The sequence below is a fragment of the Paraburkholderia fungorum genome (genome assembly GCF_902833645.1).
GTDB classification, from domain to species: domain Bacteria; phylum Pseudomonadota; class Gammaproteobacteria; order Burkholderiales; family Burkholderiaceae; genus Paraburkholderia; species Paraburkholderia fungorum.
The window spans coordinates 91,540-104,594 of record NZ_CADFGE010000006.1 but is presented as its reverse complement, the minus strand read 5'-3'; the positions used below and the strand labels follow the sequence as shown (position 1 = coordinate 104,594).

The 13,055-nt window shown below is 62.7% G+C and carries 13 protein-coding genes; 4 read left to right on the top strand and 9 right to left on the bottom strand.

Annotation, left to right across the window (positions count from 1 at the left end; all coding sequences use genetic code 11):
- The first annotated feature begins 52 nt into the window (after positions 1–52).
- Both HWX91_RS19670 and HWX91_RS19665 read left to right on the top strand, forming a co-directional pair.
- A complete protein-coding gene (locus tag HWX91_RS19670) occupies positions 53–409 on the top strand; it encodes a hypothetical protein (RefSeq protein ID WP_028198109.1) in 357 nt (118 codons plus the stop codon).
- Positions 410–520: 111 nt separating this feature from the next.
- Positions 521–1,066 carry a glutathione peroxidase gene (locus HWX91_RS19665; protein WP_028198108.1) on the top strand — a complete coding sequence of 182 codons (546 nt, stop codon included), beginning with the start codon at positions 521–523 and terminating at the stop codon, positions 1,064–1,066.
- A gap of 110 nt (positions 1,067–1,176) precedes the next feature.
- On the opposite strand, the gene HWX91_RS19660 is transcribed toward HWX91_RS19665, so the two are convergent.
- The 5 genes from HWX91_RS19660 to HWX91_RS19640 all read right to left on the bottom strand — a co-directional run bounded on the left by HWX91_RS19660 (position 1,177) and on the right by HWX91_RS19640 (position 6,321).
- On the bottom strand, positions 1,177–2,352 hold the full coding sequence (locus tag HWX91_RS19660; protein ID WP_028198107.1) for a thiolase family protein: 1,176 nt from the start codon (positions 2,350–2,352) through the stop codon (positions 1,177–1,179).
- On the bottom strand, positions 2,349–3,251 hold the full coding sequence (locus HWX91_RS19655) for a 3-hydroxyacyl-CoA dehydrogenase (RefSeq protein ID WP_028198106.1): 903 nt from the start codon (positions 3,249–3,251) through the stop codon (positions 2,349–2,351). Before HWX91_RS19655 ends, HWX91_RS19660 begins: the two co-directional genes overlap by 4 nt.
- Positions 3,252–3,265: 14 nt before the next feature.
- Positions 3,266–4,123, bottom strand: coding sequence for a fumarylacetoacetate hydrolase family protein (locus HWX91_RS19650; RefSeq protein WP_028198105.1), 858 nt, complete (start codon positions 4,121–4,123; stop codon positions 3,266–3,268).
- Positions 4,120–5,202, bottom strand: a complete 1,083-nt coding sequence (locus HWX91_RS19645; protein WP_028198104.1) for an amidohydrolase family protein — start codon at positions 5,200–5,202, stop codon at positions 4,120–4,122. The genes HWX91_RS19650 and HWX91_RS19645 overlap by 4 nt, the downstream gene beginning before the upstream one ends.
- Before the next feature lie 312 nt (positions 5,203–5,514).
- A complete protein-coding gene (locus HWX91_RS19640) occupies positions 5,515–6,321 on the bottom strand; it encodes a TetR/AcrR family transcriptional regulator (RefSeq protein WP_028198103.1) in 807 nt (268 codons plus the stop codon).
- A gap of 140 nt (positions 6,322–6,461) precedes the next feature.
- Between HWX91_RS19640 and HWX91_RS19635 the strand changes: the two genes are divergently transcribed.
- Entirely contained in the window at positions 6,462–8,111 is a 1,650-nt protein-coding gene (locus tag HWX91_RS19635) for an ATP-dependent acyl-CoA ligase (protein ID WP_028198102.1), read from the top strand.
- A gap of 73 nt (positions 8,112–8,184) precedes the next feature.
- Here HWX91_RS19635 and HWX91_RS19630 read toward each other — a convergent pair whose 3' ends face one another.
- On the bottom strand, positions 8,185–8,985 hold the full coding sequence (locus HWX91_RS19630) for an SDR family NAD(P)-dependent oxidoreductase (protein ID WP_028198101.1): 801 nt from the start codon (positions 8,983–8,985) through the stop codon (positions 8,185–8,187).
- A gap of 145 nt (positions 8,986–9,130) precedes the next feature.
- Here HWX91_RS19630 and HWX91_RS19625 point away from each other — a divergent pair, with 145 nt between their 5' ends.
- Positions 9,131–9,847 (top strand): DUF2889 domain-containing protein, encoded by a 717-nt coding sequence (locus HWX91_RS19625; protein WP_244144103.1) that lies wholly within the window; start codon positions 9,131–9,133, stop codon positions 9,845–9,847.
- 96 nt (positions 9,848–9,943) lie between these two features.
- Here the strand turns inward: HWX91_RS19625 and HWX91_RS19620 are convergent, their stop codons facing one another.
- From HWX91_RS19620 to HWX91_RS19610, 3 genes are all read right to left on the bottom strand, one after another.
- Positions 9,944–10,510 (bottom strand): 3-phenylpropionate/cinnamic acid dioxygenase subunit beta, encoded by a 567-nt coding sequence (locus HWX91_RS19620; protein WP_028198099.1) that lies wholly within the window; start codon positions 10,508–10,510, stop codon positions 9,944–9,946.
- A 40-nt stretch (positions 10,511–10,550) separates the two neighbouring features.
- Positions 10,551–11,942 (bottom strand): aromatic ring-hydroxylating dioxygenase subunit alpha, encoded by a 1,392-nt coding sequence (locus HWX91_RS19615; protein ID WP_028198098.1) that lies wholly within the window; start codon positions 11,940–11,942, stop codon positions 10,551–10,553.
- A 177-nt stretch (positions 11,943–12,119) separates the two neighbouring features.
- The gene (locus HWX91_RS19610) at positions 12,120–13,034 is read right to left on the bottom strand and encodes an NAD(P)-dependent oxidoreductase (protein ID WP_042275777.1); all 915 of its coding nucleotides are present in this window, start codon (positions 13,032–13,034) and stop codon (positions 12,120–12,122) included.
- Positions 13,035–13,055: the final 21 nt, after the last annotated feature.

Genomic DNA, 13,055 nt, shown 5'->3' with positions numbered 1-13,055 from the left:
CCACGAAGCGTCTTCGAAGCACGAAGGTGCGTTCCTTTCAAGCGAAACGATCATGTCCACTACCGAAACCGCCGAAACAATCGCAGCCTTCCTGCGCGACCAGACCGAACACTGGAATACCGGCGACAAGGCCGCCTTCTTTGCCGCTTACCGACGCGTCGCGCCCGCCGGACTCACGATCGAATACATCGGCCGGCCGCCGCAGGACGGTTGGCCTGTGCTCGAGTACATGTGGGAGAACCAGCGGGCGAACATCCGCGCCGAACCGGTCGCGAAGATCATCAACAGCAACGAAGCTGCCTGCTACGTGCGTAACGTGGTGATCGGCACCGAGCGCGTGATCGAAACGGTCGAGCTGTTTCGCTTCGCGGCCGGTCATGTATTCGTGCGCTACTTCGTCAAGCAGTAGTTCGGCGCTCGTGCCCGGCCAGGCGCACGCCGCACGCCGCGCGCGATCGCACAGAATCACGTACAGTGCAGATCAGCGCTTTTTCATCTGTCTGCAACCAGAGGACTCGCAATGAGCACATCGATTTACGACATTCCCGTTACCACTATCGACGGCGCACCCGGCAACCTCGCGCAGTATCGCGGCAAGGTGCTGCTGGTCGTCAATGTAGCGTCGAAATGCGGGCTAACGCCGCAGTACACGGGGCTGGAAAGCCTCTATCAGGACAAGCGCGCAGCCGGTCTTGAAGTGCTGGGTTTTCCTGCCAACAACTTCAAGGGCCAGGAGCCGGGCACCGACGAAGAAATCAAATCGTTCTGCTCGACGAGTTACGACGTGCACTTCCCGCTGTTCTCGAAGATTTCGGTGACGGGCGAAGACAAGCACCCGCTGTATGCGGCACTGACAGGCGCGCAACCGTCGGCGATCGGCGACGGTCCATTTCGTGAGCGGCTGAAAGGCTATGGCATCGAATCGGGCGATCCGGTCGAAGTGCTGTGGAATTTCGAAAAGTTTCTGCTGAACCGCAAGGGTGACGTGGTGGCGCGCTTTGCCCCCGATGTCGCGGCGGACGATCCGCGTCTCGTGGCGGCGATCGATGCGGAACTCGCGAAGTAACGGCGAGGCTGACCGATTTCAGCAGCTTATTTCAGTCGCACGAAAAACGGCGCGCTGTTTTAGCGCGCCGTATGCTTTCCAGAACTTTCCTCGATATACCGGCGCACGCTTCAGTCCAGCCGCTCGATAATCGTCGCCGTGCCGAGGCCGCCCGCGCAGCAGATCGCCTGCAAGCCATAGCGCGCGCCACGCCGTTCCAGCTCATGCAGCATCGAGGTCATGATGCGTGCCCCGCTCGCGCCCAGCGGATGGCCCAGCGCGATCGCCCCGCCGTTCACGTTCAGCTTCGAATGCGGCACGCCGAGTTCTTTCATCCACACGAGCGGCACGGACGCAAAGGCCTCGTTGACCTCGAACAGATCGATATCGTCGATGCCAAGCCCAGCCTTCGCCAGCACCTCACGCGTCGCCGCAATGGGACCGGTGAGCATCAAGGTCGGATCGGCGCCGACGGTGGCGACCGCCCGCACCCGTGCGCGCGCCTTCACGCCGAGCGCCTTCGCCTGGCCGGCGGACATCAGCAGCAGGGCCGCCGCGCCGTCCGATATCTGTGACGAATTGCCGGCCGTCAGGCGCCCCTGGCTGCGAAAACTCGTCTTCAGCGTGGCGAGCTTCTCGGCATGCGTGCCGGGACGGATTGTTTCATCCGCGGAGAAAAGCGGCGCCTCGCCTTCCTGCGACTTCTCGCGCAGACGCTGCACCGGCACGGGGACGATCTCGCGCGCAAACCAGCCTTCCGCTGCCGCGGCCGCCGCACGCCGATGGCTCTCCACCGCGAACGCATCGAGCTGTTCGCGCCCGAGTTCCCACTTGTCGCACAGACGCTCGGCTGCTTCACCCTGGCTCGTCAGCTCGTACCGCTCGCTCGCCATCCAGCCGAACGCCTCACCATGCAGATCGCGATTGCTGCCCATCGGGACGCGGCTCATGTTTTCCGCGCCGCCGGCCACCACCACCTCGGCCGCTCCGAATGCAATCAGACCCGCGGCGACGTGCACCGCTTCCTCGCCGGAGCCGCATTTTCGGTCGATCGTGAGGCCCGGGATGCGGTCCGGCCAACCCGCGCCGAGCAACGACGTGCGCGCGATATTGGCGGACTGCTCGCCAATCTGCGTGACGCAGCCGAAGATTACGTCGTTGACGACTTCCGGCGCGAGCCCCACACGTTTGACCAGTTCATCGATCACATGCGCACCCAGATGATCGGCACGCACGCCCGCGAGCGCGCCGCGAAACTTGCCGATCGGCGTGCGCGCCGCACCCACGATCACGACGTCGCGGCTCATAGCGCACTCCCCTTCAGACCCGAGCCGGGCACCCGCTGACCGTCTTCGTAGCGATACACGCCATGGCCGGTCTTGCGGCCAAGGCGTCCCGCGGCCACCATCTTGATGATCAGGGGACACGGGCGAAACTTGTCGCCGAGTGTCTGATGGAGATACCTCAGCACCGACAGGCGCGTGTCCCAGCCCGTGAGATCGCCAAGCTCGAGCGGCCCCATCGGATGATTGAAGCCGAGACGCAGCGCGGTGTCGATATCCTCCGCGCTGGCCGCGCCCTCCTGCAACATCCACATCGCCTCGTTGCCGGCGAGAGCCGACATGCGGCTCGTCGTCAAACCGGGCGATTCGTTGACGATGATCGACGTCTTGCCGATCGCATCCGAATACTCACGCGTGAGCGCCACGGTTTCGTCGCTGGTGGCAAGGCCGCGCACCAGTTCGACCAGCTTCATCTTATGCACGGGGTTGAAGAAATGCATGCCGATCACGCGTTCCGGATGCGCTACCGCTGTGGCGATTTCGGTCACGCTGAGCGCCGAGGTGTTGGTCGCGTATAGCGCGCCGTCGGCCATCACGTCGGCTGCATGCGCGACCACCGCCTGCTTGACCGCGAGTTTCTCCGAGACGGTTTCGATCAGCAGATGCGCACCGTTCGCGGCGGCAGCGAGGTCGGTCTTGATAGTGAGCCGTGCCTTCGCGGCATCGGCCGCGGTGACCTGAAATTTACCGAGCCGCACGCCGTCGTCGAGAATCTTGCCGATGCCTTTGTGCGCGCGTTCCAGCGCGTTTTCGTCCGAGTCGACGAGTGCCGTGCTGAACCCCGAACTTGCGAACGCATGCGCGATGCCGGTGCCCATCAGACCCGCGCCGACCACGACCACCTTGTTGTTTTTCAAAGTCATACCGCTGTCTCCCTTCATGCTGATTCGTTTGCCGATACGACGTTGCGCAATGTGCCGATGCCTTCGATCGAGGCTTCCACCACATCGCCGGGATTCAGGAAACGGCCTGTCCCCTGGCCTGTGCCCTCCGGCGAGCCGGTGAACAGCACATCCCCCGCCTCGAAGCGCGAGCGCTCGTCAACGAAACGCACCAGCGCCGCCACGTCCCACGTCATCTCTCCCGACGATGCGTCCTGGCGCGTCTCGCCGTTCACTTTCAGGGTCATGCGCAAGGCCGGACTGCCGGGCGCGAATTCGTCGCGCGTGACGATCCAGGGGCCGAGGCCCGTCGAGCGATCCTGGCTCTTCGCGGCGAACAGATCCATGCCGACGCCCGGCGGCCCGCTGCGTTGCAGATCGCGCGCGCTGACGTCGTTGCCTACCGTGTAACCCAGCACACTGCCAAGCGGATCGGCACGGTTCACCTGCCGCGCGCCGATCACGGCAACCAGTTCGACTTCGTGGTCGAGTTCTTTGGTCAGCGGCGGATAGCGAATCGGATCGCGCGCGCCGATCAGCGCGCCATAGGCCTTCAGGAACGCCACCGGCTGACTGTGGCTCTTCATACCGAAGTCGGCATTCAGGTGCTTCGCATAGTTAGCGCCGGCGACGACCACGCGGTTGCTCCGTTCGACCGGCGGTAACAGGCGCAACTCGCCCAGCTTGCGCGGCGCACCTGCTAGCTTGAGTGCGGCGGCGCCGTCCTCCGGTCTTGCTGTGAGTGCCGGCGCCCATTCGGCGAACGAGCCGCTGATCGGGGTCGCTTCGCCTCGCTCCGTATCCACGACGGCCCAGAACGGCGCGCCGCCGTCCGTGCAGCGCGCGAGCTTCATACGCTCACCGCCTGCTTAGGCGCCGGTGCACCGATTTTCGCGGGGTCGAGATGCAGCAGCTTGCAGGCGTTCTGCCAGCGGATCTTTTGCAGGTCTTCTTCCGACAAACGCAAACCGTCGGTGAGATCGTGACGCACCGCGTCGCTGCCGCCGAAGTTGCTGCCGTACAGAATCCGGTCCGCGCCGATGATGTCGATCAGCGCCTGGCGCATCGGCACCTCATGCAGCTCGACGTCGAAATAGAAGTTCTTCAGATAGTCCAGCACCGGCTTCTTGTTGTGCGCGAAGTCGAGATTGGTATTGCACTGCGCGAGACGGCCAAGCTGATAAGGCACGTAGCCGCCGCCGTGTGTGATGTACACCTTGAGATCCGGGAAGCGGTCGAACACGCCGCCGCAAATCAGATTCCAGAAGCAGCGCGTTTCGTCGTACTGCATACCGACAATCGCCGTGGTCTCGTAGCGGTCCTCGTTGGCCTTCTTGCCCCACGTCACCGACTGGTTGTAGCCGTGGATGAACATCGGCAAGTCGAGATCGCACAGCGCCTGCCAGACCGGATCGAGTTCCGGCGAATCGAATTCGAGGCCGCCGAAATTGGCGCCGCCCGCCACGAGCCCTTTTGCACCGAGTTCACCGCACGCACGGCGAATTTCCTTCGCAGCTTCTTCCGGCACGTTCAGCGGCGCGTGCGCCCAGAACATCAGACGATCGGGCGCGGCGGAACAGTATTCAGCGAGCGTGTCGTTGACCTTCTTCGCATAGCGCACCGAAAAGTCCGCTTCCGCCCAGTACATGTAGCAATGCGACGGCACCGACACCACCTGGGCATTCTGGCCCGCGGCATCCATACCGGCCAGACGTACGTTCGGATTGGCCCAGCGCGCGAAGTACTCGTCGAGCTTCAGTCCTTTGCCGGAGCGCACCGCTGCCTTGCGCTCCGGGGAACCCAGCGTCAGGATCCAGTCGCCCACCCGCAGCTTGACGTCGCCGTCCTCGTGCTGTTCGAAGAACGGGCCCCAGTGGGGGTGTTGGTTGTAGTAGCCCGGATGCGGAGCGTGGGCATGAAGGTCGATGAGCATGATGTCTCCTGGCGCTCGACGGCGCAGATGTGGGATAGACCTGTCTGCGGTTCACCGACACCCGGGCGCACGAAAGCCAGATGCGCGAAGCAGATCAGACTGTTCGACATCATGCCAATGTTAGCCACTTAATGCAAATGTGTTCAAATTAACGTTTACGTGGGCTCCTCACGAATTCCTCGATGCCTGCCTCCGGCTGGCTGTCCCCTTCTGCTGCCACTGGCATTGCTGCATGGCGACGCGTCCGCCCCGCCCAGAAAGCCGGCGTCAGGACGCTCGCTGGAAGCCGTGGCGCGCGTGAACGTCATACGCTCAGCGGCGTGCCCGCGTCACGCCGCCGAAGCGGATCGAATCGATGAGGCGGCCGATACGGCGTTGCATCGCGCCCCGTTCCGACTCGTTCGACACAAGGTGTTCACTCATGACGAAACGGATCAGCAGGTCGCAGATCAGTTCGCGATCGAGTTTGACGCCCAGACGCTCGTCCCATGCGTCGAACACCGGCGACAGCAAGTCCTGAAAGCGCACCACGGCGTCATGAAAAATGCGTTTGAAGAACCGCAGCGCGAACTCCGGTGCGACCAGCAGCATGCGCCGGGAATTGCCCGCGTCGAGGTAGTCCTGCAGATAGTTGATGACGACGTCGAAGCGCTCGTCCGGATCCTGATAGCGCACCAGCAGTTCGGCCAGCGACTTGTGGAAGTTCTCCCTTTTGTGGCGCGAAAACGCTTCGAGCAGTTCGTCCTGTGACGCGAAATAACGGTAAAACGTGCCCCGCGAGACGCCCGCCGTTTCGCACACTTCAAGAATGGAAATGCGGTCCGCCCCCGACTCCAGCACGACCTTTTCCGTCGCCGCAAAGATGTTGTCGATGGTCTGTTCGGAGCGGCGATTGCTGCGCCGGCGGCGCGGGGCCGCGGCGGGTGCGCCGGCAGGCGCTGGAGACGCAGCCGGCGCGGCTTGCACGGCAGGCGCGCGGCTCTTGCGTGCCTTTGGCGCGGGCGCCACCGACTGCGCCGCGCTCTTGCTGCTCTTCTCCGCGACGGCGCGTTTCTTCGCCGGTTGTCCGGCGGCGATCTTCGACGTGCCTGTTTTCGATGAGGTGGTCTGTTTAGCCATAAGTTGATCAGTTTTTATAAAAGTGTGCGGGTTTCCCCGCAGATCAGGATCGGAATACAAACACTAGAATTCAATTCTCGGGTTAGAATTTCTGGGCAGGTCGCCCGGTTCACACCCAGTTCATTTTCGGAGAGGTTGATATGGCTGGTATGGGAAGAGCAGAGACGTGGTCGCCCGGCGAACAGGACACCGTTATCGCCGCACTCGAGCGCGCCGTTGCGGCGCATCCGGACCGGGTTCTGCTCGACTTTTCGGGGGCGCTGTACACCTACGCGGACGTCGACCGTCTTTCCACACGCCTCGCCCACTCGCTGGCATCGCTCGGGGTTCAGGCCGGGCAAACCGTCGTCACGATGCTCGACAACAACGTCGACGCCGTGATCTCCTGGCTCGCGGTCAACAAACTTTGCGCCGTCAGCGTACCGATCAACACGGCGTTGCGCGGCGAATTCCTGCGCCATCAGATCGCCGACGCCGGCGCGCCGCTCGTGATCTGCGAAGCCGACTATCTCGACCGAATCGCCGCCGTGGCGGCACAACTGTCCGACGTGAAGCAGGTGCTGTATCGCAGCGCCGACGCGAGCGCGGCGGCCGTCACGGCTGCCACTTGCGGCCCCTTGCCGCTTGCGCCGCTCGACGCCCACCGCGGTCAGGACGACACGCCCTTCGAACGCAAGCCGAACCCGTGGGACCTCGCCAGCCTGATCTATACATCCGGCACCACCGGCCCGTCCAAGGGCTGCATGATCAGCTACAACTTCATGTGTAATCTGGCGCGCCTGCAATTGCGCGCCGGCCCCGCGAGCGCCGACGACGTGACGATCACGCCGCTGCCGCTGTTTCACATGAACGCGCTGGCGGTGGGCATCCTGTCGAATATCCTGGTCGGCGCGCGTGTGGCGATCATTCCGCGTTTCTCGGTGTCCAATTTCTGGCCCGAAGTCGAACGCAGCGGCGCGACCATTGCGTCGATTCTCGGCGGCATGGGCGGCCTGCTCGCCAATGCGCCGGATCACGAAGCGGCAAAGCGCTGTTTCGGCCAGATTCATACAGTGCGCGGCAATCCGTTCACGGAAGAGAACAAGAAGGTCTGGCGCGAACGCTTCGGCGCGCGACAGGTCGGTGGCAACGGCTACGGCCTCACGGAAGCATGCGTGATCACCTCGCTGCCGGCCGGCGAATACGCGGCGCCCGGGTCGTCCGGCAAGCGCATCGCCGACTTCGACGTACGCATCGTGGACGATCTCGACCGCGAGCTGCCAGCCAATACGCCGGGCGAAATCGTCTGCCGTCCGCTGCGACCGGACATCATGTTCATGGGCTACTGGCGCCGTCCCGAGGAGACGCTGAAGCTGATGCGCAACATGTGGTTCCATACCGGAGATATAGGCAAGTTCGACGACGATGGATTCTTCTATTTCGTAGACCGCAAAAAAGACTATTTGCGCCGCCGTGGCGAAAATATTTCCAGCTTCGAGATGGAATCGGCCTTTGCACGCCACCCCGATATCGCCGAGGTCGCGGTCCACGCCGTACCATCGGACAAAGGCGAGGACGACGTCAAAGTCACCGCCATTCTGAATCCGGGTTCGGCCCTCACTGCCGAGGCCCTGTTCCACTGGGCTACCGACGCCGTTCCATATTACGCCCTGCCGCGCTACATCGAGTTTCGCGAGACGCTGCCGAAAAACCCGCAAGGCCGCATTCTGAAGTATCAGCTGCGCGATGAGGGCAAGACGGCCGCCACCTGGGATATCGAGGCGACCGACATCAAGGTGGCAAAACGCTGACTGTATTCAATTTCGTCAATGATGCGCAGTAAAGGGGGGCCCGCCGGGCCCCTTCTGTTTATCCGCGTTTCCCTCAGTACTCCCGCACAGGCACGTTGGCCGGCCGCGAGTTGTAGCCCGGCAAATGCAGACCACCGTCCACATGCAGCGTCTCGCCGGTGATGAAGCGCGACATCTCCGACGAGAGAAACACCGCAGCCGGCCCGATATCTTCTTCCGGATCGCCGCAACGGCCCAGCGGACGCGCCGCAGCCGAACGTTCGGCAAAACCTGGATTCTCTTCGGCCAGCTTGAAGAAGGTCGCGCCCATCGCGGTCGGCGCGATCGCGTTCACGGTGATATTGAAGCGCCCCCACTCTGAAGCCGCACTGCGCGTCAAACCGACGATGCCCGACTTGGCGGTATTGTAATCGGCATGCAGCCACGCGCCGGTCTCGGTGTCGATCGAATAGAAATTGACGATGCGGCCCCAACGGCGCTCGCGCATATGCGGCATCACCGCTCGCATCGCCCACCAGGTGGCCCACAGTGACGAGGTCAGGGTTTGCTGCAACATCTCGTCGGTCTTGTCTTCGAACAGCACGTTGGGCGTGGGAATGAAGGCATTGTTGACCAGAATGTCGATGCTGCCGAAGTGCGCGACCGTGCGCTGCACGGCTGCTTCGATCGAGGTTTTGCTCGTCACGTCGGTCTTCACGAACAGTGCACGGGCGCCCATCGCCGTGATTTCGCGCTCGACCTGCGAACCTGTTTTCTCGTCGATCTCGGCAATCACCACGGCCGCGCCTTCCCGTGCGAATGCCCGCGCGACGCCGCGGCCAATGCCACCGCCGGCGCCCGTGACGAGCCCCACTTTCTCCTTAAGCAATGCCATGCCGACGCCTCTTGTTTATTGAACACAATTTGCGATATCGTACACTTTAAGAATAAGAGTGTCAGTATTTTGCAGGCCGTAATCGTCCGTCATTGCTGTTTTTTTACGCTGTTTCGAGGGTTTCTTCATGTTCAGGCGCCGCATCGTGATCCGCAGTCGCATCGGGACGTCACAGCGCGTGACGCGCGCGGCGCTCGAAGACGACTTTCATCACTTCCGCGTCGAAGTCGCCAGCACGCACGCACAGGTGATCTCCGTCGAGGCCGCCGCGCCGCGCCGCCCCTATACGTTATGCGCGCAAGCCGCCGGGCAATTGCAGGCGCTGGTCGGCATGGCGCTTACGCCAACCGCCCACGAAGTCACGCGCGTAACGGACGCCAGCGAGCAATGCACCCATCTGTTCGAACTCTCCGGACTGGCGATCGCCGCGGCGGCGCGCGGCACGCTGCGACGTCAATACGACATCGAGGTGCCGATGCGGCTAAACGATCGCACTCATTCGACGCTTGCGCGTGACGGTGTCCCGTTACTCGAATGGCATGTGCTGGGTACGGTGATTCAGGGCCCGCCGCCGTATGCGGGCATCGATCTGTATCACGGCATGGCGCGCTGGGCGCTGACGACGCTATCGGGCGAAGAGGCCGAAGCTGCACTGGTGCTCAGGCGTGCGACGGGCATCGCCAAAGGGCGCGGCATGAATCTCGACGCTCAGGTGCATGCGCGTCCCAACGGTAACTGCTTTGCCCAGCAACCCGTGCGAGCCGAACAGGCGATTCGCGTCGTCGGCTCGACTCTGGACTTCGCCACGCGCCCCGCCGACCTGTGCGCGGACGACGAGGCGTGGCTAGCCTTCGACGAATGAGCCACAGGGAAACGCGGGCATAAAAAAGCCCCCGGAAATCGGGGGCAACTTCCTTGGCTCGCGAAGCCACCAGAAACCATAAAAAAACCGCTGCGGCTATAGAAAGATCGCCAGATTCGGTGTACCCAGCACGGCCTGATCGAGAATGATCTCGCGGCGCGCCAGCTTGAACGTTTCGCCGCTGCGGCGCAGCACATCATGGCGCTCGCCGCTGATCAGATCCAGATCATCGAAGTTGAAACGGCTGCGCGTCACCAGCAGATTGCTGCGCACCACATATTCGCCGGCCGCATCGCCCTCGTACACCAGCACGTTGGTCACGAGCCGCCGCGTGCGCGACGGCGGGTCTTCAGCCCACGCGCTCTTGGTGCCCGTGAGACGCATGATGCGGCCCATGATCGAGCGATAGTTGTCGTGAAAGTGCTGCATTGTACGAATGACCGACGACTCGTGCTGCGCGTACGGCCGTGTCTGCCGCAGCGGCGCCGCGTAGACGAGATCCGTGGCGAGCGTCGCGCCCCATTCTTCCAGACGAATCTCGTCGAGCAGCACCGCCTCGTCGTACAGAAACTCGACCACCGCGTTATATACGGCCGAACCGACCGGCACGCGGGCGCGCTGCGGCACTGCGCTACGGTCTACGGCTTCTTTTACTTCGCTCATCACACTGTCTCCTTGAATGGCGTTGATTGGCACGCGGCGCTCAGCTTTCCGCGGTCATCAGTTCGCGCCAGTGCAGCCACCAATGCCATTGCGTATCGTCCTTCGTGAAGCCTTCGTTGACGATGCCCGGACCCGGCCAGCCCGCCGGCGCACCGGTTTCGTAGATCGCCTGATACTTGAGCGTCTGCTTCTTGCCCTGCGCGCCCTTGGCGGCGAGCGTCATGTGCGGCCATGTATCGGAGTCGTCCTGCTCGACCATGCCGGACGTGCCGAACAGCTGGATGGTCTGCTTGAGCATCTGCTCGCGCACCTCGGGCGGGCAGTCCTTCTCCGCGAAGATCCAGTTGACGAACTCGAGCTTGTCCGGTCCGCGCGGAATATAGGCATGCAGCGTGATCGAACCGATCACCGAGCCGTCGGCCTGCGGAATATAGAGGAAACCGAACAGCACGTTCGGGAACATGCCGCCCACTTGAGGCGGCATCGAAGTCTGCACCTGCAATTGGCCTTCGTTCAGATTGCGCTTGAGCTGGCTGACCATTTCCTTCGTCATTCCCGCGGGCGGCAGGACGTCGAGCTTCTGCTCGACCGTCAACTGATCCGGGTCCAGCCCGGTGAGACGGCGAATTTTGCGGCCGAGGTCGATGCAGCGCAGCGCGTGGCCATGCGGCGAACTGATTTCAACGCCATACATTTCCGGGCTCAGATCACCGCCCTTTTCATCTTTCTTCGAATATGCGCCCACTTCGCCGAGCCAGCGGTGCAAGGTCAACGTGTGATAACCGTCGCCCGACGACTGTTCGCCCGCCGCCTTCCAGTTGGCGCGCACGATGAAGCGCTGCGGCGGCCCGAGCACTTCGATGCCCTTGTCGCTGCGCTTGAACAGCATGTCGTAATACCACTTCGCATCGCCAAGGAATTCCTCGAACGACGGGCCGTTCAGATTCCAGGTCGCGAAGATCAGGCCGCCGTACAGCGTCATGCGCGCCTTTTTCAGCGATAGCTCGTCTTTGCTGCGAATCTTGCCGTGCATGCATTCTTTCTCGACCGGCGCGCCGAGGAACTGGCCGTTCGGACGAAACGCCCAGCCGTGGTAAATGCAGGTGTGGATTTGCGTGTTGCCGGCGTCCAGCGTGGAGACACGCATGCCGCGATGCGAACACACGTTCAGCATGACGTGAATCTCGCCAGTCTTGTCGCGCGTGACCAGCACCGAGTCCGACCCCATGTCGCGAACCATGAAGTCGCCGGAATTCGGAATTTCGCTTTCATGGCCGAGCAGCAGCCATGTCTTGCCGAAAATCCGCTCCATCTCGAGTTCATACAGTTCGGGGTCCGAGAGGGTGCGCATCTGCACTTCCCGCGTTTCGACGTTCACCAGATCAGCGACCTTGGTGCCGTCCGCCAGTGTGGGACTGGTCTGCGTCAACATGCTTGTCTCCTTGACTTACCCTTCGTGGGGTTGAATTGTTAATATAAACACTTTTATCATCTGTGTACATATTTTGAGTTTTGATCCGGATAATCCCCTAGGGGTGCGAAGCGGGCATGTTCATGTCTGCCCGCGCCCCGGGTCCTCGTTACGAGTCTGCCAACCATGTCTTCAGATTCAGGAAGCGGTCCAGCCCTTCGGCACGCGCGCCCTGTCGATCTTTGCCAGATCGCAGATCGCGTCGGCAATGCCCGAAAAATCGATGCGGCCGTACTCGCTGGCACGCGCGAGACTGAACGACTCGAACACGGCCGCCGCCACCGGCATCGGCACCTTCGCTGCGTGCGCGGCGCCGAGCACCAGCGCCATGTCCTTGTGCGCGAGGTCGATCGTGAAGCCCGGCGTGGTGTCGCCCGCGAGTACCTTGTTCGGGAAGTTCATCCGCAACTGGCCATTGCTCGCCGAGGTGCCGTAGAGCACCTGCAGGGTCTTTGTGATGTCGAGGCCGAAGCGCTGCGACAACGCAAGCGCTTCCGCGTTCACCTGACACAGCGTGACGGCGACGTAGTTGTTGACCAGTTTGGTACGCCCACCCGTGCCGACGGCGCCGCAGTGATAGACCGTGGTGCCCATCGCATCGAGGAGCGGTTTGACGCGGGCGAAATCCGCGTCGCTCGCTCCGACCATGAAGAGCGATTCCCCGCGGTCCGCATGCTCGGCGAGACGGCCAACCGGTGCGTCCACCACCGAAAGACCGTGCTCGCGGGCCCGCGCTTCCAGCCGGTCAGTGGCGAGCGGATCGATCGTACTCATATCGAGCAGCACGCTGCCGCGCGCGGCATGGGCGAAGATGCCGTCTTCGGCCAGTGCAACCTGCTCCACTTCCACCGAACTCGGCAGCATCGTCACGACGATCGGGCAATCGCGCGCGATCTGCGCGACGCTTTCGCCGGCGCGCGCACCCAGCTCCACCAGTTCCGCCACGGCCGCGCGGTTCAAATCCATCACGACCAATTCGAAACCTCGCTTGCGCAGATTGGCCGCCATCGGCTTGCCCATACGGCCGAGGCCGATAAATCCGATCTTTTCCATCACTCAGGTCCTGTTGTCGTC

Bases quoted from the DNA above. Each gene is read 5' to 3' on its own strand.
- HWX91_RS19670 (WP_028198109.1), top strand. From the start codon at position 53: ATGTCCACTACCGAAACCGCCGAAACAATCGCAGCCTTCCTGCGCGAC.
- HWX91_RS19665 (WP_028198108.1), top strand. From the start codon at position 521: ATGAGCACATCGATTTACGACATTCCCGTTACCACTATCGACGGCGCA.
- HWX91_RS19660 (WP_028198107.1), bottom strand. From the start codon at position 2,352: ATGAGCCGCGACGTCGTGATCGTGGGTGCGGCGCGCACGCCGATCGGC.
- HWX91_RS19655 (WP_028198106.1), bottom strand. From the start codon at position 3,251: ATGACTTTGAAAAACAACAAGGTGGTCGTGGTCGGCGCGGGTCTGATG.
- HWX91_RS19650 (WP_028198105.1), bottom strand. From the start codon at position 4,123: ATGAAGCTCGCGCGCTGCACGGACGGCGGCGCGCCGTTCTGGGCCGTC.
- HWX91_RS19645 (WP_028198104.1), bottom strand. From the start codon at position 5,202: ATGCTCATCGACCTTCATGCCCACGCTCCGCATCCGGGCTACTACAAC.
- HWX91_RS19640 (WP_028198103.1), bottom strand. From the start codon at position 6,321: ATGGCTAAACAGACCACCTCATCGAAAACAGGCACGTCGAAGATCGCC.
- HWX91_RS19635 (WP_028198102.1), top strand. From the start codon at position 6,462: ATGGCTGGTATGGGAAGAGCAGAGACGTGGTCGCCCGGCGAACAGGAC.
- HWX91_RS19630 (WP_028198101.1), bottom strand. From the start codon at position 8,985: ATGGCATTGCTTAAGGAGAAAGTGGGGCTCGTCACGGGCGCCGGCGGT.
- HWX91_RS19620 (WP_028198099.1), bottom strand. From the start codon at position 10,510: ATGAGCGAAGTAAAAGAAGCCGTAGACCGTAGCGCAGTGCCGCAGCGC.
- HWX91_RS19615 (WP_028198098.1), bottom strand. From the start codon at position 11,942: ATGTTGACGCAGACCAGTCCCACACTGGCGGACGGCACCAAGGTCGCT.
- HWX91_RS19610 (WP_042275777.1), bottom strand. From the start codon at position 13,034: ATGGAAAAGATCGGATTTATCGGCCTCGGCCGTATGGGCAAGCCGATG.